Below are 18,675 nucleotides of genomic sequence, written 5' to 3' on the forward strand. Positions count from 1 at the left end.
CGGTTTGATGACTTAGCTTTTAAGGCATTATAGAATTGCTAATATGTGAATGCCACATTTTCTCTAGTTGTCTTTTTTTCAAGTACAATTTATACCAAATTAGATGAGCTTACCCTGACCCTGTAAGACGATCATCTCCTCACATATCAAGCTTTGCTAACCCCAAATAGCGAATCCCTTCCGGCGTCACGTCAAACCGACAAGGCAAAACTTCGACACCTTCACTCATAGCCTGTCTGAACAATTCTCCGTAAAGGCGATCGGCACTATTCCCCGGAGCAAAATCAGTACAATCCCCGCGATTAATAAAATACAGCATTACAGCCCTCGAACCCTGCCACACCACTTCCATCAATTCTCTCAAATGTTTCTGTCCCCTCTCCGTCACTGTATCGGGAAATAAGGCCAACTCCTCTTTTACCCAAGTTGTATTTTTCACTTCCAGAAAAATCGGTTTTTCCTCACCAGTTAGCCAAAAATCCACTCTACTTTTTTTATCAGTGCCATAAACAACCTCCGGTTGAATTAAATTGTAATTGCCCAACTCGGGAAACAATTTCAATTCCAAAGCTAATTTAACTACTCGATTTGGCAGCCCAGTATTAACTCCCACCCAAGTTGGCACAGTGTCGCAAACTTTAATTAATTCCCAAGTATAAGCTAACTTGCGTTTAGGATTGTCGCTGGGAGATACTAGCACTGGATTGCCCGGAATGTAAACACCAGTCATCGGGCCAGTATTCGGACAGTGCGCGGTGATTATTTCTCCCGAATCTAGTTCAATTTCGGCAAAAAATCGCTTGTAACGTTTGATGAGAATTCCGGGTAAAAGAGGAGGATATTTGTAAATTAAGTCAGTCATTCGATTTTATATTTTACCTATAACAGAATACCTGGCTCCGAGCTTTTGAAATAAGTCTGGGAACTCACACAATCAGTCATCAGTTATCAACTCTAGGTTATTTATCTTCTTTTATCAACTCATTTGTTTCATTATTTGTTGATTTTAGATTTGAGATTGACGCATCATAGCACGAAACGGCGGTTTGTAGTTAGGACGAATAGTCCCGATCGATTATTGAATTTCCGCAAGTCAGTAATATCGATAAAATTGGTATAAGCGCAATTCCCCCTAAAAGTTTTATGAGTTCGTGATATGATTCTCCCGATTCGCGATTAAAATAAGTGAATCCTTTTAGCATTAGCGTTTGTAACCATTTGTGTCCCAATTACAGAAGCCCTCTCGTTCCCTCGCAGGGATTGCCGGCATTGTCGCAGTCGCCACTCTAATTAGCAAAGTCTTTGGATTGGTGCGCCAAATTGCGATCGCCGCAGCCTTTGGAGTCGGTGTCGCCGTCGATGCCTACAACTACGCCTACGTCATCCCTGGTTTCTTATTTATTTTGCTCGGAGGGATTAACGGGCCATTTCACAGCGCCATAGTCAGTGTTTTAGCCCGCCGGGATAAAAAAGAAGCAGCACCCTTAGTCGAGACTATCACCACCTTAGTCGGGGGCTTGTTGCTGTTGGTGACAATCGCTTTAATTATTTTTGCCGATCCGCTGATAGATTTGGTGGCACCTGGATTAAATAGAACAGCAGAAGGTTTACAAATCAAAGCAATTGCCGTCCAGCAATTTCGGATTATGGCGCCGATGGCATTACTTTCAGGCTTAATCGGCATTGGTTTCGGCACTCTCAACGCTGCCGATATGTACTGGCTTCCTTCCATCAGCCCTTTATTTTCTAGCGTTGCACTTGTCGGCGGTTTGCTTTTATTAGCCATGCAACTCGGAGACAAAATAACTCAGCCGGAATACGCACTAATGGGTGGCTTAGTGTTAGCTTGGGGAACTTTAGCGGGCGCAGTTTTGCAGTGGTTGGTGCAACTGGTGACGCAGTGGCGCGCGGGTTTGGGAACATTGCGTTTGCGGTTTAATTTTAAACGGCCGGGAGTGCAAGAAGTAATTAAGGTGATGGTTCCTGCTACCTTATCATCAGGAATGCTGCAAATTAATGTTTATACTGACCTATTTTTCGCATCCTACATCCCTCAAGCTGCATCTGCGATGGGTTACAGCGGCTTGTTAGTTATGACGCCTTTAGGCATTATTTCTAATGTAATCTTAGTGCCATTTCTACCCATATTTTCTCGCCTCACCGAACCAAAAGATTGGCCGGAATTAAAAGATCGAATTCGTCAATCTTTAATTTTGACGGCCCTTACGATGCTGCCCCTGAGCGCTTTAATGGTAACGCTGGCTGGGCCGATCGTCCGCGTGGTTTACGAACGCTATGCTTTTGATCGATCGGCCTCGCTGTTTGTAACGCCGATATTGATGGCTTACAGTATTGGAATGTTTGTGTATTTGGGACGCGACGTTTTGGTACGGGTATTTTACGCTTTGGGAGACGGAGAAACGCCTTTTCGAGTCAGTATTATCAATATCTTTTTGAACGGACTGCTAGATTATTTGTTAGTTGGAGCTTTTGGCGCGCCCGGATTAGTTTTGGCGACGGTGGGAGTGAATCTTATTTCGATGATTATGCTTTTGTACTTATTAGATAAAAAGCTGGGTGGCCTACCTTGGGGGGAGTGGAGTTTGCCTTTTCTGGGGTTAACTTCTGGCAGTTCTGTAACTGCTTTCGTTACCTTGGCTACTCTGCAAGGCTGTCAAAGAGTTTTGGGTACTGAAGGTTTGGTAATTCAATTAGTGCAGTTGAGTGTGGCAAGTTTTGTAGGGTTAGGGGTTTTTGCCCTGTTTGTCAGTCAGATGAAGTTGCCGGAAGTTGATATGTTTGTCGATCGCATTCGGGGGCGTTTTAGCAAATAAATAAAATTGTCGGGGCGGGTTAAGGGCGAACTACCAGACAGAACGCCCACAATCTGGGTACAAAACCCGCCCTTTACTTTACATTTTCCGCTGAAATTCTTCAAGCACATCCATCAACTGAACTTGACACTGCATCGGAATCAAATCTGCCAGCGGCACTTCCCGCTTGCCGCCGCCCAACTTGACTGAAATTCCTTGCAAAACTTGTCCAACTTTGTCAGCATCTAACTTGCCATCTTCCAGCATCGGGTAAAGTTGTTCAGCAACAACGGTATGCAGGTGGGCATCATTGAGATACAAATGCCACTTGGCAATATCAATGTAGACATGTTCGCCGATTTCGGCTGCTAAGGATTCGATCGCCTGTGTAGTATTAGCCATATCAAAAAAGCCGAAAGTTATTTGTTATCAATCAAAAGACTTAACAAATCGCCGCCAACTGCCTTCAGCCAGAATCTTTGGTGAGGGGCGAATAATCGGCGATCGCAAAATGGTAAATCGCGTGGGCCAAAACTACTAGAGCCCATCCACCCGTTACCGAAACTGCCCAAGGCCAATCAGCCTTTTGCAAATTGTGAACAAACCACAAACCTGAATTGGTAGCAGAAAAAAGACCGACGTGGATAGCAAAATTCATCCGGTCATCTAACCGACGGTACTCTGGATCATTGCGATCGGGTTTGCGGGGCCAACGAGGAGGCATAGTTTTTCACTTGAAATTAGTAGTTCAGTGCCTATTTTAATCATAAGTGCAGCTTTTTGAATGCTGCATCCCTCTTTCGGCATGAAACTTATGCCTCTACATTTTCATAGTCTCCAGACTTGCCGCCACTTTTACTCACCAGGCGAATCGATTCAATGGCGATCGACTTTTCCAATCCTTTCGCCATATCATACAAAGTCAGCGCCGCCACCGAAACCGCCGTCAGCGCCTCCATTTCCACCCCTGTTTCCGCCTTAATTTTCACCGTCGCCCGAATTTGATACCCCGGCAACCCAGCATCCGGCATCACCTGCACCTCCACGCTACTCAGCGGCAGAGGGTGGCACAGAGGAATCAAATGTGCAGTCTGTTTCGCCGCCATAATTCCAGCCAGCCTTGCAGTGCCCAACACATCACCTTTCGGCGCATTCCCCGCTTCAATCGCCGCGAAAGTCTCCGGCAACATCCGCACCCGGCCTGCAGCCACAGCTTGCCGCACAGTCGGCACCTTGGCTGAAACGTCCACCATTTGGGCTTCCCCGCTGTTGTCGAGGTGAGTTAGCTGTGCCACATCGGGCAATTTAGAAAAAGTTTGCGAAAGGTCTTGCATTATTTTGGTAATGGTGTTAATGTTAGATTCTGTGAGAAAAGAACTTAATCAATTTTAGATTAAATCTTAACTCAACAGGGGCTTGTAGCTTAGTTGGATAGAGTGCATGGCTACGAACCATGAGGTCGGGGGTTCGAATCCCTCCAAGCCCATTTAAAAACGTTATAAGCTGTAAGTTCTGAGTTCTGAGTTTTGAGTTTTGAATTAAAAAATTAATTCAACTCACGACTTAAAACTCAGAACTTTTTTAATTGGGTACGTTTACTGATTCAAAGCATAAATATCTTTGCCTCGACCGATCGCAAATTTCATCGAATTAGACAAGCCCTTGCTAGACTGAGTAATAAAAACCAGCAAAGCCAAACCAGCGAGTCCAGCCGCAAAACCAAACATATTTCTGTAGCCAACTTGTTCAGCCACAAAGCCTAAAGTCGGCCCCGCAACCGCAATCCCCAAATCAAATCCGCCAATACAAAGCGAAAACAAGCGGCCCCTTTCATGAGGTTCGCACCTGTCCGACATCAGCGTTACCATCATCGGCAAAACAGTACCGCCCGCGCAGCCTTCAACCAAAGCTGCGATTAAAAAAGCACTGCTGTTGTTAGCAAAATACAACAATAACATCGATACGGCATAACAGATTAAGCCACCAGAAATAAACAAGCCGCGACCGTATTTGTCAGAAGCCCGTCCCGTGAGCAACCGTATACCGAAACTGGCGATAGCGGCCGTAGAATAAAATAATCCAGGATTCAAATTAGCCTTAGTTTCTTGGATAAACAAAGGCATAAAAGTGCTCAAAGTTCCAAATACTAAACCAACGACCAATAACACTAAAGCCGGAATCCGCACTCTCGGATTCCAGAGCATTTCCCAGTATTTTTGGCTATTTTTGTCCTCAGATAGTGAGTCCGCTTTTGCTAAATCGGCAAAATTAGGTTCCGCAATTTTGCAGGTAAAAAATACAGCCGTTGCAGCGAAAGCCGCCGACATCACAAACAAAGGAATATAGCCAACCCAAGCTTGCACAAATCCGCCAATAGCCGGCCCAACTGCTAGACCAATAGGATTAACCAAGCTCATGTAACCGATTAATTCGCCCCGCTTTCCTGGTGGCGACAAATCTGTTACCAAAGCGCTATAAGCTGTGGTAAAAGCGGCGATACTAATGCCGTGAAAAACGCGAATAAGTAACAGTAAGGGGATAGATTGAGCTAACAGGTAGCCCAAAGGGGCGATCGCAGCGACTGACGCACCTAGAAGCAACACTTGTTTTCGCCCACTGCTGTCGGCTATTTTGCCCAACTGCGGCCTCGATAGCAAAAGTCCGATCGCAAATGCACCCATCACAAAGCCAATTTGCTGTTTTGTGCCGCCCACAAATTGAACGTACAGCGGCAAAGTTGGCAGTAGCGAAGCCAAACTCGACCAGAATAGCAGGCCTGCGGTGAATAAAATCAGTAAGCTGCGTCTGGGTTGGGGATCGATGTCCCTAAAAATATTCAAGATGCTAATTCCCTTTAAATCTTCTGAGTCCGCTCAAAGTAAGTTCGAGTGTCTCTATCATTGTGTTACAAATTCTTAAGATTTGCACCGAAAAAGTTGATATTGGACTCACTGTCAACCGTCAACCGTCAACTGTCAACTGTCAAAAAAAAGCATTCTTACCAATCAACCTCAGCCCTTTCCTCCACCACCCGTTCATAAACCCACTGGGTTTCTATCGCCAACTTCGGCCAACTAAACCGGCGTTCCAAATCTTGATAAGCATTGTCAACCAACCACTGCGCGTAACCCGGATTTTTCAAAACCTCCAAAATTCCCCAGGCCAAAGAATCCCGATTGTTGGCCTCAGTAACAACGCCAGTTTTAGTGTGCAGCACCACCTCTGGAAGTCCGCCCGCATCCGAAACCACCACAGGCACTCTTGCAGCAAAGCTTTCTAACGCTACAATCCCAAAAGGTTCGTAAAGACTGGGGAAAACCGCGCAGTCAGCCACCGTCTGGAATTTGTCGAGATGTTCCTCAAACATGAACCCAGTAAAATAACACTTATTCCAAATTCCTAAATGCCAAGCTAAATGTTTGAGATGGTCTGTATTGCCGCCACCAACAATTACAATTTTCGCTTTACCCCCCATTTCCCAAATTACTTTAGGTGCCGCATTTAGAAATACACCAATGCCTTTTTCATAGCTAATTCTTCCTACATAATAGACAATTTTCTCATCATCAGCAGCAAACCTGCGGCGGAAATCCATCGCGTCAAATTCGTGCCAGCGGGGCTTTTTATCTGGTCTAATTCCGTTGTAAATTACCTCTATTTTGTTCCACGGAGTCGCTAGTACCCGTTCGGCTTCCCGCCGCATATAATCACTGCAAACAATTACTCGCCAAGCGTTGTAAGCGAGGTCGTTTTCCTTGGCGTTAATGTAGCGCTGCCCTTCATTGTGGATGCCGTTGAAGCGCCCGTATTCGGTGGCGTGGATGGTGGCAATTAGCGGTACTTTAAAGGTATGCTTGAGCGCGATCGCGGCATCTCCCACCAACCAATCATGAGCGTGGATGATATCAAAGGGGCCTTCCTCCAGCATCAGTTTCCCGCCTTGGTGGCCCATGCTTTGGTTGAGGTTCGCCACCCAGTGAAAAAAGTCCCTGGCGTGTCCCACCACCACCCGATGCACACGTATTCCTTCCACCACTTCGTACATCGGCGCGTGGCCGAACTCTACTGTGATTAAGTGAATTTCATGTCCCAACTTCACCAATTCTGGATATAGTTCCGATACGTGGCGGGCGATACCGCCTACGATTCTGGGAGGAAACTCCCATGCCAATACCAAAATTTTCATCTTTCTCCCTCCAAATAATTTATATAACTTAATGTTTAGGATTAACAGATTTATTGTAAAATGATAAACCTCAAATTTGAGTTGATCGTAAGTTGATGCCCCATGCCTGACTTTTGGCAGCAACAAAGACAGAAAATCATGCCTAAACCTGGTTTTTGCATGAAATTGCTCGATCGCCATTGCCTGAAAAAAACCGGTTTCCTCAAGATTAGTGCCACTGAGGGAAGCAATGGCGATCGCGCCTACCCGCTTACCGTTTCTTCAAAATCGGCTCCAATTCGCGGCGAAAACGGCTCCAAGCAGCAGCCGATGCAGAATTAGAAACAGCACCCTGACGCATCAAAATCGCCCCGTCTTCAAAGCCAACAATTCCGTACTCTCCAGATTTGGACATTCGATCTATCGCCGGTACGATCTCCCGCAACTGTCCCCGTTCCGCGCCAAACGCAGCCTGATACTGCTGCAACTGCCAGATGTCGGCAATTACATATTGCATCTTTACTGCCTTCCCCGCATCATTGCGGAGTTCCAACATCGGAAACCTGAGAATTTCCCGCCTGCTTGACAAAATCGGCACAATAGTATTCGTCGCTGCCACGCTAGCATCAGCAGGAATTTGAGCCAATAGCGGCCGCACTTGCAAAACGTGCTGCCATTGTCTGACGAGAGGAACCTGCACCCAAGGATTGATCGCATCGGGCAAAATCAAAGAAAAAGTCCGATTTGGGTTAGAAGTGAAGGTAAAAAATAGCGACAAACAGATGCAAAACGCCCAAAAGCGGCGAAACTTTGAAGACGAAGGCAGAGGAAATAAAGCAGAAGGAAAACGCAAGAACATTTTTTCCTCTCTCACCATTCTATCTTCTTCCTTTTGACGCTCGGCCCACCACAGAATAGCCCCATAAAAAAGCCCTGGAACCACAGTCATCGCATAGCGAATATTAATCGCTAGCACCGACTCTCCTTTCGCTAAAAATAGCTTCAGCAGCGGAAATCCAGCTATCATCCAAGACGCAGGCGCGAAAGCGGGAACCAAAGCTAATGGCAACCACTGGCCAAGCAGGTATCTAATCTTACCAAAAAACGGCGTAAATAATTGAGCCACCAACCGCCCGGGATTGCTCACCATTCCCCAAATAATTTCTAGAGTAGAAGCTTCATCTCCATCGGCATATTGGCCGAAGCGCTCAATCATAAACCGCTGGGATATATCAGCAGAAAACAAAGGCATAATCAGATTGGTCAGGACGATCATATAACCAAAACTGAGTATGCAGACGGCTAAACCAGTCCGAGGGTAGCGCCGGCTTAAAATCAGGTAAACTCCGACGCCAAATAAAACAACTCCCCCATCTTCTCGCACGGCCAAAATTAAAGTTGCCAGAATCCCAAACAATGGCCACCAGCGCTTCTCCATCGCCAGCAGCAAGCCAAAGACATACAGCGGCATTTGACAAATATCGTGAAAATTGCCCAAAGTCGGGCCGATGACCGCGTTAGCGCAGTAATAGCTCACAACAATTGTCGCCGACAGCCTTGGTTCGAGATAGTGTCTGGCCAGAGCCCAGAGCACTCCTCCAGCCGCCGTAATTAAAGTCACCTGCAACACCGTCAAAGTGACGGGCGAGGGAAACAGCGAGTAAATTGGCAGCCACAGCATTAGCGCCGGGGTGAAATGCTGTCCCAACCGGTAGTAAGATACTTCCGGGAGCTGATTTTGGTGAACCACATTAGTGGACAAAGCCGAAGAGAGGGAACTCTCAAACAAGTGACCACGAGTGCCGTTCCAAAAAAGTTGATTGAAAATGCCTTGGTCGTAAGTAGCGTAAAAGCTGTAGTAGCGGTGCAGCGTCAGCAACAGGCACAGCACAAAAAAGGCGGCCGCCACTTGAACCACCACCCGCAGCGACTCATTTTTCTTCCATCTCAAAAATATCATCTGCCCGCCTGTAATGAAATTATCGGACAATAGCATAAATCTAAAGTAAGTATTAAATTAAAGTAGAAGTGAAATAACTCGGCTCGGCAATGCTCAATTATTTTCACCCGATCGAAAAGCTCAACAGCGTCCATCCAACACTCGGCACCAGCGGCACTGACTGTTCTCCCGAACAGGCGGTAAATTCCGCACCGCTTTTACAGCTTTTGCTGTTTGTAGACAAGCGTTCCTCTTCCCGGGAACAGACCAGACACATCCGCAAGTCCTTAAAGGATTTGAAGGCAGAGTGCGACTTTGAGCTTCAAATCATCGACGTAGGAGAACAGCCCGATTTAGCCGAATACTTTAAACTTGTAGCCACTCCCTCGCTGCTCAAAATTCATCCCGAGCCGCGACAAACTCTCGCCGGCAGCAATTTAATCGCCCAACTCGAACACTGGTGGCCCCGCTGGAAGCGTTCTGTAGAAGAATACGCAGCTCAGCAACAGTCTGCCCCAGCTCTTGCTGAAAGCCTGAGTGACTCAAAACCTATCTATTCCGTTGCTTGCGCGGCCGAAATTGTGCAGCTTTCCGATGAAGTTTTTCGCCTCAAACAGGAAAAAGAACACCTGCAAGAGCAGTTGCAGTTGAAAGACCGGATTATTGCGATGCTAGCTCACGACTTGCGTAATCCCTTGACGGCGGCATCTTTGGCTTTGGAGACTTTGGAGTCAAGTCAGAAGGTGAAAGAGGGGGAAAAGTCGCGTTTGACACCGAGTCTGGCGGCTCATTTGATGAAGCAAGCCCGCCGCCAAATCCGAATTGTCGATCGTATGATTACAGATATCCTGCAAGCAGCCCGGGGTACAAACGCTCAACTCCACATTGAACCAAAAAGAATCGAACTGGGGGCGATTTGTCAAGATGTAATCTTGCAGTTTCAAGATAAATTTCAGGCGAAAAGTCTGAACTTAGAAACAGACATTCCCGCAGATTTGCCGTTGGTTTATGCCGATCCCGATCGCATCAAACAAGTCATAGTCAACCTGCTTGACAACGCCAGCAAGTACACCCCAGACCGAGGAACTGTTAATCTTTCAATTCTCCACCGCACCGCTTACAAAGTTCAAGTCAGCATTTGCAACAGCGGCCCGGGAATTCCTGAAGAAGATTGTGCGAGCATTTTTGAAGACAGCTTTCGCTTGCAGCGAGATAAATCAACAGACGGTTACGGAATTGGACTGTCTCTGTGTCAAGGTATCATCCGCGCCCACTACGGTCAAATTTGGGTAGACTCCGTACCCGATAGAGGCAGTTGTTTTCACTTTACTCTGCCCGTCCAAAAATAAAAGTTAGCTGTCAATTGTCAGTTAACAGTTGTCAGTTGTCAGTTAACAGTTGTCAGTAGCAACCGAATTTGATATTACAGCAACCGCGCCCGAGGCTTAGGACATTCTTAATTCCTAAAACCCTTGCGGAAGATTGCTTCTTGCTTTTTACTTCTGGTATACAGCTCAAATTTTCCGCAGTGCAGCAATAATCTGTGCGTTTGCCTTGGGAAAAGTAAATTGGTCAATTTCGTCGAGTGTCACCCAGCGAATTTCATCGCATTCGATCGTTTGCGGTTCACCGCTGACGTGGCGGCAGTGGTGCACGTATAGTCTAACTGTAAATTTAGTGTAGTCGTGGTCAATTGTAATCAAGCGATCGCCAACTTCTACGACAATCCCCAACTCCTCCATAATTTCCCGTTTTATGCAAGCTTCGATTGTTTCCCCAGGCTCTATTTTTCCGCCCGGAAACTCCCAGAAACCCCCGTGCAGTCCATGTTGTCGGCGCTTGTCAATCAAAATTTGTTGGCGATCGTTCCAGATTGCAGCAACGCCGATAACTTTGTGGGCCGAAGGAGGAAGAGACATATTAATTGGGAATTGGGTATTGGGAATTGGGTATTGGGAATTTAAGAATAATATCAATAATTATTCAATTATTTAATCTAAAATCTAAAATCTAAAATCTAAAATATTAAGCCCCCATCTTGCGAGGGGGGGCTTGACACTTGGATCACTTAAATGTTCAAAATCTACTAATCGTCCGAGCCGTGTCTCTCACTGGCTTGTAGGGACTTTTCAAAAGTCATTCGCTGTTCGGCATTTTTCAGAAAATAACCGCTAATCATAGCCGAGGCGAGCAATCTACCCAAATGTTCGCGACTGGTAGTCACTGTCACCCCGAAGTGTTCCGAAGGCAAATTCCCCAAAAGTCCAACAATATTTCGCTCCATTACTTGAAACACTTCGTGAGAAGTAGGCTTAGACAACTGAGAAACTGTGTCGGGAGCCATTGACTGCACGTATTGCCATAATAAGTTGGCATTTTCTCCGTCTTCTTCAAAGAATTCTGGGGATTTATTAGATGAGTTGCTCACGAGTACCTCCGTTGCAGATACAGCTTGTTATTTTAGACGCGGGTGGTTAAATTAAATAACCCTTATCCGATCGCTGCTGATCTTTATTACTAAGTAATTACTAATGTAGCAGGACATTTGTAGCAACCAAGTGGGCACAACCGAATTAAAAGCGGCGGTTTTTACGATTTTAGATTGGGGATTGCGAGTGGGCGAAATGTCCGATCCCCAATCCCCAATAATCTAGCTAGCTGGCTAGATAATCGTTGATATCTTGCTTGCGCTTGCGGAGCTTGGTCAAAGCTTCCCGTTCTATTTGCCGCACTCGTTCCCGACTGATGTTGAGACGATCGCCTATTTTTGCCAAAGTTAGGGTTTGTCCGTCTTCTAAACCGAACCGCAAGGCGAGCACTTCTCGCTGTTGCTGAGTCAGTTCCGCCATTAGGTGGTCTAAGTCAGTCCGCAGGGAAGATTGCAGGGCAAAATCTTCTGGCGTAGTACCCGTATCTTCCAACAAATCGCCCAACTCTGTATCTTGATTGTCTCCCACGCGCAAGTCCAGGGAAAGTGGCAGGCGCGCGCGATCGAGATATTCGCGAATCTGTTTGGGAGTCAATTCTAGCTCTGATGCCAATTCAGCAGCCGTGGCCGCGCGACCGAGCTGTTGAGCAAGTTGGCGCTGAGCCTTTTTAATTTTGTTGAGCTTTTCGGTGATGTGGATCGGCAAGCGGATGGTGCGGCCTTTTTCGGCGATCGCCCGGGTAATTGCCTGACGAATCCACCAATAAGCATAAGTAGAAAATCTGTAGCCCTTAGTCGGGTCAAATTTTTCTACTCCCCGCTGCATCCCGATCGTGCCTTCCTGAATTAGATCCAGTAAATCTACGTTGCGCTTGATATATTTTTTGGCAACAGACACTACCAGGCGGAGATTCGCTTCCACCATTTGGCGCTTTGCTTTTTCCCCCTGCTCGATCGTCCGCTGCAACTGTGCCTCAGACAGCCCAACTGCCTGTGCCCATTCAGCCGCCGTCGGGTCGCGGCCTAACTCTTCGGCTAAAATATCTTTCTCCTGATGCAGTGCGGTTGAGCGCTGTACCTGTTTCCCGTAGAGTATTTCTTGCTCATGGGTCAACAAGGGAACGCGGCCGATTTCCCGCAAGTAAGCGCGAACAGAATCTGTATCTGAGGACTTAAGAGTTTTCATGAGCTTTTCCCGCTGAGGATCTGTGCCTCTAAAGGTTTGCGGTAGTCGCAAACCCCTAGCTTTAGCTGGGAAGGAAAGCGGGCGGGGACTTGCGCTTTCCTTCCATTTAAAGAGGCTTAATTTTATGGTAGCTAGCTACTACTCCCAGTCAGCACCGTCTCAGGTTAGGTTTTGGTTGGGGTGTGCACAATACTACGTTATGTTAAGAATCTTAACATTTGTGAGAACACTTGGCTACACTTCTTCATATTTATTTCATACCAGCCAGGACTGTTGATACGAGAGTACCCGCTTTCCTGGCTTTACAGTTTGCATCAATGTAAACAACATCCGCCACATCTCAGAGGGGTAGATGGGGAGAGGGGGAGGAAACGCTGGGGCACAGCGAAGTGAAAAATACAATTTAAATGCCCGACAGCTTCATTTGGCGATCGCACTCGGCCCCAAGAAACCGGGCTTTTTACCGAATCTGCGTGCTGTAAGGAGATATGTTGGTTAAAAAACCCGGTTTCAGACCACCCGTATGTCCAAGGGTATAAATCTGAAGTTATATCAAATCCGTTAGCATCGGAATAGTAAATTCGAGTTGACTGTTGACAGTTGACAGTTGACAGCGAACAGTCAACTGTCAACAGTCAACAGTCAACAGTCAACATCATTCCGGTGTAACCGGAAATGATATTACACATATTGATGAACCCGCCCTACAGATAAGGATTAATTAACAATTAAATAAGAGATTTGAATAGCAGGCATTCGCTCTCCTATCTGGAAATGAATCTGCGTTTATCTGCGTTTATCTGCGGTTTCCCTATGAATCAAAAATTTATGCAATAAGTCTAATCAGTTCTTTGCCGTTGAGCTTCGTACAACATGAGGGCTGCGGCGATCGACACATTTAAAGATTCTACGCCGCGACTCAGGGGAATTTGGATTTGTCGATCGGCCAAACTCCTCAATTCTTCCGACAAACCAGAGCCTTCGTTGCCCAAAACTATCAGAGTCGGCACTCGCAAATCTACTTCCCAATAACTTAAACTGGCCCCAGCGACGGTTGCTAAAATTTGCATTCCTCGATTTTTATAGGCCGAGACTTCGGCGGTTAAATCTGGACTGACTGCCATTGGCAGCTTAAACCAAGCTCCTGCGGAGGCGCGCAGCACTTTGGGATGGTCTAAATCGGCGCTGTCTGCGCTCAGCAGCAAACCGTCGGCATTAGCAGCCGCAGCCGTGCGGACGATCGCCCCCAAGTTGCCGGGATCTTGGATTGTTTCTAGGGCTATTCCTAAAGTTGACAATTTTGCGGGTTCTGTTGCGGTGCGGGGTGCGGTGGCGACAATGCCGTCGGGTTGGACTGTAGTGGCGATCGACTCTAACACTTTTGCACTTACTAACTCGGTGCGATCGGCTAAATTACCAACTTGCTCCCAAAGTTCCCCCTGCTGATCCAGCCATTCGGGAGTGCAGCAAACGGTTGCTAGCGGGTATTTTGCCGCGCAAGCTTCTTCGAGCAAGTGCGTCCCTTCGAGTAAAAATAATTGTTGTTCCCTGCGTCCCTTCGAGCTGTGCAGCTTGCGAATTTCTTTAACTAGGGGGTTTTGAATACTTGTCAGCATTGTTTAATTCAGCAGAGCGAATGGGGTTATTGCCTGTATCGGGTTAACCCCAAACTTCCTTCTGCCTTTGGAATGCGGAACCCGGGACTTGAACCCGGAAGGCTTGCACCACATGAACCTGAATCATGCGCGTCTACCAATTCCGCCAGTTCCGCATCGGTCACGAATTACTACATTGCCATATGTTCGCCGATATGTCAAGTGTTTTGGGGAATTTTTTTTTTCTGGACTGCGAGTAATATTTTGCACAAATTAGTGTTCTGGTTGAGAAATGCTTTAGTTTCGAGGATTTACTGTTAGCCAAACATCGCAAAACGCTGTGTAGTTGAGTAGGGTGCGTCAGATCGCGTCCCGTTATTAATAATCCACAAGCTTTGATCTGACGCACCCTAGAGGATTTGCTGAAAAAAGGGGAATCTAATCGACCAAATCGGGGAAAACCTCGCGCACGGCCGGATGCACCAATCGGTGATTCTGCACGTTCAATCCCTTCGCCAAACTCGGATTCATTTCCAAAGCTTTAATTCCGTTATTTGCCAACTGCAAAACATAAGGCAAAGTGCTGTTATTCAAAGCTTGAGTCGCAGTCCAAGGCACGGCACCGGGCATATTCGGCACGCCGTAATGCACAACTCCTTCCTCAACATAAGTAGGATTTGTGTGTGAAGTTACCCGCAAAGTTTCCACACAGCCGCCTTGGTCAACGGCTACGTCAACAATCACAGAACCGGGGTGCATTTTCGCAACAAATTCGCGAGAAACCAGCACCGGAGCTTTTTTACCTAAGACCAAAACCGCACCGATTAACAAATCAGCATCGGGAACAACTGCTTCAATTTGTAAAGGACTGCTGTAGAGGTATTCTACTCTCGAACCGAACAGAGTTTCTAAATAGGCTAGGCGATCGACATTTACGTCTAAAATTTGCACTCTCGCGCCCATTCCTACAGCTATTCTGGCTGCTTCTGTGCCGACAATTCCGCCGCCCAAAATCACAACTTTACCCGGTCTCACCCCCGGTACACCGCCCAAAAGTACGCCCCGGCCGCCTTGCTGTCGTTCCAGAAACCGAGCTCCGAACTGCACGGCCAAACGCCCTGCAATAACGCTCATCGGGGTCAGCAGCGGCAATTTTCTGTCCGGGAGTTCGACGGTTTCGTAGGCGATAGCCTGGACTCCGCTGCTGATTAAATGCTCGGTTAATGTGCGATCGGCCGCCAAGTGCAAATATGTAAACAGCAACTGCTCTTTTTTAATCAGCGGATACTCAGCAGGCAGCGGTTCTTTAACTTTAACAATTAGTTCGCGATTCCAGACATCTGAAGCCTTTAAGACAATCTTAGCCCCTGCTTCAACGTAGTCCTCGTCCGCAAAACCGGCCCCAGCACCAGCATTGGTTTCCACAAAAACTGTGTGGCCTTTGTCCGAACAAGCCCGGACACTTGTGGGGCTAAGCCCGACTCGAAACTCTAAATCCTTGATTTCCTTGGGGACGCCTATTTCCATCTATAACCTCTAATCTCAGGCATACGTAGATCGAATCTAACCTAAAAACCATCCCCAGCGGGACAATACCATTGTAGATTTTAGATTTGGCAATCCGGCTAGTCTAGGAGAATTTTTGTTGGATTTTCAGCCAGTGCGATCGCAATTTCCCAAATTGATCGTTTTCCATCAAGTCGATCGTCTTTTTAGCTTGTTCCTACTTTATTTGATATGCGTGGTCGGCATTGATATACATTACGTCAAACTACTCGTAAGTAAAGCCACTTAAAATGGTTACTCTACATTTACCTTTTATACCCCTTTTTTTTTATTTTTTTTGACTTACTTTTTCTTTAAATGACTCCCAATTATAATCAATGAGGGACCGTTTTTTGGGATAGTAAGAGAAATTATTTTTTAGGCAAAGCACCCGTATTGAGTTCCCACCTCAGCAACCATACTATCTTTAGATATTCCAACATCTTCGCCAGACTTTCAACTAACCAGGTAGGTGCAAATGAACTTTTGACATTGAGGGAAACTTATCTGCTAAAAAAAATGGTAAAAATCTTAACAAACAACCCGAAACGGTATAAAGTAGATGGTGGTTCTAGAGATTTGCTTAAAAAAGAACTAACTTCTAGAGAGTTTGGTGTCAATATATTTGAGCGGTCACTTATAATTTAACAGGCATAACTCGCCCCCCTATCTAAACAAATGCCACGCACACCTACCTTAACATTCGATCGCGGAACGCTGCTGCTACACCCGCCGCCCAAAGGCAGAGACTGGGTGGACTTTGCGACATGGGACGATCGCGTGGAAAAATACCGCATTCGGGCAATTCACTACCGCCCGCTGGTAGAATGCCTCCAAGCCGAGTGCATTCACTTCACGGACGAAGCTAGGGGATACGAACTACTCGAACTCTTACCCAGCGTGGAAATGCAGCCTTACCCACATCAAGAACAGGCCCTCGCAGCTTGGCAGGAAGCAGGAAGCCAAGGAGTAGTCGTCCTCCCTACCGCTTCCGGCAAAACTTATCTGGCACAATTAGCCATGCAAGTCACTGGTCGCAGTACATTAATTGTAGTACCAACTCTCGATTTAATGCACCAGTGGTATGCTAATTTAAAGGCAGCTTTTCCCGACATCGAAATCGGATTGTTGGGCGGAGGTTCGCGAGACAAAACTCCAATTTTAGTGGCAACCTATGACAGTGCAAGTATTCATGCAGAAACCTTGGGCAATAAATACGGTTTGCTGGTTTTTGACGAATGCCACCATTTGCCAACAGACTTTTATCGAGTAATTTCCGAATATGCGATCGCGCCTTTTCGACTGGGACTGACCGCTACACCCGATCGCACAGATGGCCGCCACAGCGATTTACATTTTCTTATCGGCCCCACAGTATTTAGCAAAAGACCCGAAGATTTGGCAGGCGATGCTTTAGCCGACCATAAAATAGTTCAAATTATGGTAAAACTGTCAACAGAAGAAACCGACCGCTACGCCGAATTAATTAACATTCGCAACGACTTCTTAAAACAGTCTAACATCAGAATATCCAGCCTGGATGGTTGGAAACAGTTTATCATGGCAAGCGCGCGATCGCCCCTGGGACGGCGCGCCATGCTAGCCCACCGCCAAGCCAAAGAAATCGCCCTTTGTACCGAAGGAAAACTGCGAATCTTAGCCCAAATACTAGCAGAACACTCTCCCCAGCGCACCCTAATTTTCACCGGTGACAACGCCACAGTTTACCGAATTTCCCAAGAATTTCTCATCCCCACAATTACCCACCAAACCCCAGTCAAAGAACGCCACGAAATCCTCGATCGCTTTCGCAGCGGCGAATACAAAACCCTCGTCGCTTCCCACGTCCTCAACGAAGGAGTGGACGTTCCCGACGCCAGAATTGCTATCATATTGTCAGGTACGGGCAGCGAACGCGAATACATCCAGCGATTGGGTCGAGTTCTCCGCAAAAGCAGCGATGTAAATAAGTTAGCAATTCTCTACGAAGTCGTCACCGAAGACACCAGCGAAGAAAGAACATCCCAGCGCCGCCGAGGAGGAATGCAGCCTCACAAACCCCAACCGCAAACACAAATAGAACCGCCAAAGCCAGAATATCAGAAATTAGAAACTGTCAAACCCACACCCATTTACGGAGTCAACCGAGAGACAACCAAAAAAGCAGCAGAATCACCCGCAAAATGGGGAGAAGACAATGATGAAATTCCCTGGTAGCAAGCCTAAACTATTTCCGAACCCTCTCTTTCTTTCTCTCTCTTCCCTTCGCGTACTTCGCGACGAAGAACATCCCAACGCCGCAGAGGAGGAATGCAGCCTCACCAACCCCAACCACAAACACAAATAGAACCGCCCAAGCCAGAATATCATAAATTAGAAACTGTCAAACCCACACCCATTTACGGAGTCAACGAGAGGCGACTAAAAAAGCAGCAGAATCACCCGCAAGATGGGGTAAAAAAAATGATGATTCCAAGGAAGATTGAAGATTGCCCAATTAGTGTATAATCTCAACATTAACTAATTTAGTTTACCTAAAAATGAGCGAAACTGCACAACTAACTAACTTTAAAATTTTCCCCAAACATACAGGAGTTTGGGAGGGTGACTGGACAATACTCGATGCCGACTGCAAAGAAACCAGGCGCTTTACAGCAGTAGTAACCCAGAAAATAGTTGATAACGAGTGGAGGCAAACTAACCTTCAAACTTATGCCAATGGCCAGAGTGAAACCCAAAATTTTGTGGGTTATGTTGTCGGCGAAGGGCAAGTGCAAATTGAAGGTCGGGACTCGGTTTTTCCGAACTACAATACACTAGCGACAGAAGTTGGAGATGATTTGATAATTTTTCAAGTATGGGACAAAGCAACTGGCTTGATGAGGGCGGTTGAAACCATCCATCTTGTCAGTCCCGATCGCCGAATTCGGACTACCCAAAGCTTGACAGAAGAGGGAAAACTTAGGGGGGTTATGGTAATTGTTGAACGAAGAATTGAGTAAAA

At 46.6% G+C, this 18,675-nt stretch carries 17 protein-coding genes and 2 tRNA genes; 6 read left to right on the forward strand and 13 right to left on the reverse strand.

Annotated features, from left to right (window positions below; all coding sequences use genetic code 11):
- Window positions 1-139: 139 nt before the first annotated feature.
- Window positions 140-862, reverse strand: coding sequence for a DNA/RNA nuclease SfsA (gene sfsA / locus QUA04_RS18125; RefSeq protein WP_333258872.1), 723 nt, complete (start codon window positions 860-862; stop codon window positions 140-142).
- Between the two features lie 358 nt (window positions 863-1,220).
- Here sfsA and murJ point away from each other — a divergent pair, with 358 nt between their 5' ends.
- Window positions 1,221-2,834, forward strand: coding sequence for a murein biosynthesis integral membrane protein MurJ (gene murJ, locus QUA04_RS18130; protein ID WP_333258875.1), 1,614 nt, complete (start codon window positions 1,221-1,223; stop codon window positions 2,832-2,834).
- 78 nt (window positions 2,835-2,912) lie between these two features.
- Here the strand turns inward: murJ and QUA04_RS18135 are convergent, their stop codons facing one another.
- From QUA04_RS18135 to moaC, 3 genes are all read right to left on the reverse strand, one after another.
- Window positions 2,913-3,215 carry a DUF3181 family protein gene (locus tag QUA04_RS18135; protein WP_333258876.1) on the reverse strand — a complete coding sequence of 101 codons (303 nt, stop codon included), beginning with the start codon at window positions 3,213-3,215 and terminating at the stop codon, window positions 2,913-2,915.
- Between the two features lie 64 nt (window positions 3,216-3,279).
- On the reverse strand, window positions 3,280-3,537 hold the full coding sequence (locus QUA04_RS18140) for a 2TM domain-containing protein (RefSeq protein WP_333057365.1): 258 nt from the start codon (window positions 3,535-3,537) through the stop codon (window positions 3,280-3,282).
- A gap of 88 nt (window positions 3,538-3,625) precedes the next feature.
- Window positions 3,626-4,147 (reverse strand): cyclic pyranopterin monophosphate synthase MoaC, encoded by a 522-nt coding sequence (moaC, locus tag QUA04_RS18145; RefSeq protein WP_333077685.1) that lies wholly within the window; start codon window positions 4,145-4,147, stop codon window positions 3,626-3,628.
- A gap of 78 nt (window positions 4,148-4,225) precedes the next feature.
- On the opposite strand from moaC, the gene QUA04_RS18150 reads away from it, so the two are divergent.
- Window positions 4,226-4,299 (forward strand) — tRNA-Arg (locus QUA04_RS18150).
- Window positions 4,300-4,408: 109 nt separating this feature from the next.
- Here QUA04_RS18150 and QUA04_RS18155 read toward each other — a convergent pair.
- The 3 genes from QUA04_RS18155 to QUA04_RS18165 all read right to left on the reverse strand — a co-directional run bounded on the left by QUA04_RS18155 (window position 4,409) and on the right by QUA04_RS18165 (window position 8,974).
- Window positions 4,409-5,653 (reverse strand): MFS transporter, encoded by a 1,245-nt coding sequence (locus QUA04_RS18155; protein WP_333258878.1) that lies wholly within the window; start codon window positions 5,651-5,653, stop codon window positions 4,409-4,411.
- A 158-nt stretch (window positions 5,654-5,811) separates the two neighbouring features.
- Window positions 5,812-6,999 (reverse strand): glycosyltransferase family 4 protein, encoded by a 1,188-nt coding sequence (locus QUA04_RS18160; RefSeq protein WP_333258880.1) that lies wholly within the window; start codon window positions 6,997-6,999, stop codon window positions 5,812-5,814.
- 250 nt (window positions 7,000-7,249) lie between these two features.
- A complete protein-coding gene (locus QUA04_RS18165) occupies window positions 7,250-8,974 on the reverse strand; it encodes a DUF2079 domain-containing protein (RefSeq protein ID WP_445242337.1) in 1,725 nt (574 codons plus the stop codon).
- Between the two features lie 53 nt (window positions 8,975-9,027).
- Between QUA04_RS18165 and QUA04_RS18170 the strand changes: the two genes are divergently transcribed.
- The gene (locus tag QUA04_RS18170; protein WP_333258884.1) at window positions 9,028-10,266 is read left to right on the forward strand and encodes a histidine kinase; all 1,239 of its coding nucleotides are present in this window, start codon (window positions 9,028-9,030) and stop codon (window positions 10,264-10,266) included.
- A 165-nt stretch (window positions 10,267-10,431) separates the two neighbouring features.
- Here QUA04_RS18170 and mutT read toward each other — a convergent pair whose 3' ends face one another.
- From mutT to ald, 6 genes are all read right to left on the reverse strand, one after another.
- Complete coding sequence (gene mutT, locus QUA04_RS18175) at window positions 10,432-10,836, reverse strand: 8-oxo-dGTP diphosphatase MutT (RefSeq protein ID WP_333258885.1); 405 nt, start codon at window positions 10,834-10,836, stop codon at window positions 10,432-10,434.
- 167 nt (window positions 10,837-11,003) lie between these two features.
- The gene (locus QUA04_RS18180; RefSeq protein ID WP_333163818.1) at window positions 11,004-11,345 is read right to left on the reverse strand and encodes a DUF760 domain-containing protein; all 342 of its coding nucleotides are present in this window, start codon (window positions 11,343-11,345) and stop codon (window positions 11,004-11,006) included.
- Between the two features lie 226 nt (window positions 11,346-11,571).
- Complete coding sequence (locus tag QUA04_RS18185; RefSeq protein WP_333258887.1) at window positions 11,572-12,531, reverse strand: RNA polymerase sigma factor, RpoD/SigA family; 960 nt, start codon at window positions 12,529-12,531, stop codon at window positions 11,572-11,574.
- An 839-nt stretch (window positions 12,532-13,370) separates the two neighbouring features.
- The gene (locus QUA04_RS18190; RefSeq protein WP_333258888.1) at window positions 13,371-14,147 is read right to left on the reverse strand and encodes an RNA methyltransferase; all 777 of its coding nucleotides are present in this window, start codon (window positions 14,145-14,147) and stop codon (window positions 13,371-13,373) included.
- 73 nt (window positions 14,148-14,220) lie between these two features.
- Window positions 14,221-14,302: transfer RNA gene (locus tag QUA04_RS18195), tRNA-Leu, on the reverse strand.
- Window positions 14,303-14,564: 262 nt separating this feature from the next.
- Window positions 14,565-15,653, reverse strand: a complete 1,089-nt coding sequence (gene ald, locus QUA04_RS18200; RefSeq protein ID WP_333258890.1) for an alanine dehydrogenase — start codon at window positions 15,651-15,653, stop codon at window positions 14,565-14,567.
- A 696-nt stretch (window positions 15,654-16,349) separates the two neighbouring features.
- On the opposite strand from ald, the gene QUA04_RS18205 reads away from it, so the two are divergent.
- The 3 genes from QUA04_RS18205 (at window position 16,350) to QUA04_RS18215 (ending at window position 18,673) form a co-directional block, all read left to right on the forward strand.
- Window positions 16,350-17,888, forward strand: coding sequence for a DEAD/DEAH box helicase family protein (locus tag QUA04_RS18205; RefSeq protein ID WP_333258892.1), 1,539 nt, complete (start codon window positions 16,350-16,352; stop codon window positions 17,886-17,888).
- Window positions 17,889-17,981: 93 nt separating this feature from the next.
- Window positions 17,982-18,179: a hypothetical protein gene (locus QUA04_RS18210; protein ID WP_333258894.1), complete on the forward strand. Its 198-nt coding sequence runs from the start codon at window positions 17,982-17,984 to the stop codon at window positions 18,177-18,179.
- Window positions 18,180-18,211: 32 nt separating this feature from the next.
- Entirely contained in the window at window positions 18,212-18,673 is a 462-nt protein-coding gene (locus tag QUA04_RS18215) for a DUF3598 family protein (RefSeq protein ID WP_333258896.1), read from the forward strand.
- Window positions 18,674-18,675 lie beyond the last annotated feature (2 nt).

The organism is Microcoleus sp. S13_C5 (assembly GCF_036700845.1).
Taxonomy (GTDB): domain Bacteria; phylum Cyanobacteriota; class Cyanobacteriia; order Cyanobacteriales; family Microcoleaceae; genus Microcoleus.

Coding starts and splice junctions, on each gene's coding strand:
- sfsA (WP_333258872.1), bottom strand. CDS start 862: ATGACTGACTTAATTTACAAATATCCTCCTCTTTTACCCGGAATTCTC.
- QUA04_RS18135 (WP_333258876.1), bottom strand. CDS start 3,215: ATGGCTAATACTACACAGGCGATCGAATCCTTAGCAGCCGAAATCGGC.
- QUA04_RS18140 (WP_333057365.1), bottom strand. CDS start 3,537: ATGCCTCCTCGTTGGCCCCGCAAACCCGATCGCAATGATCCAGAGTAC.
- moaC (WP_333077685.1), bottom strand. CDS start 4,147: ATGCAAGACCTTTCGCAAACTTTTTCTAAATTGCCCGATGTGGCACAG.
- QUA04_RS18160 (WP_333258880.1), bottom strand. CDS start 6,999: ATGAAAATTTTGGTATTGGCATGGGAGTTTCCTCCCAGAATCGTAGGC.
- QUA04_RS18165 (WP_445242337.1), bottom strand. CDS start 8,974: ATGCTATTGTCCGATAATTTCATTACAGGCGGGCAGATGATATTTTTG.
- QUA04_RS18170 (WP_333258884.1), top strand. CDS start 9,028: ATGCTCAATTATTTTCACCCGATCGAAAAGCTCAACAGCGTCCATCCA.
- mutT (WP_333258885.1), bottom strand. CDS start 10,836: ATGTCTCTTCCTCCTTCGGCCCACAAAGTTATCGGCGTTGCTGCAATC.
- QUA04_RS18185 (WP_333258887.1), bottom strand. CDS start 12,531: ATGAAAACTCTTAAGTCCTCAGATACAGATTCTGTTCGCGCTTACTTG.
- QUA04_RS18190 (WP_333258888.1), bottom strand. CDS start 14,147: ATGCTGACAAGTATTCAAAACCCCCTAGTTAAAGAAATTCGCAAGCTG.
- ald (WP_333258890.1), bottom strand. CDS start 15,653: ATGGAAATAGGCGTCCCCAAGGAAATCAAGGATTTAGAGTTTCGAGTC.
- QUA04_RS18205 (WP_333258892.1), top strand. CDS start 16,350: ATGCCACGCACACCTACCTTAACATTCGATCGCGGAACGCTGCTGCTA.
- QUA04_RS18210 (WP_333258894.1), top strand. CDS start 17,982: ATGCAGCCTCACCAACCCCAACCACAAACACAAATAGAACCGCCCAAG.
- QUA04_RS18215 (WP_333258896.1), top strand. CDS start 18,212: ATGAGCGAAACTGCACAACTAACTAACTTTAAAATTTTCCCCAAACAT.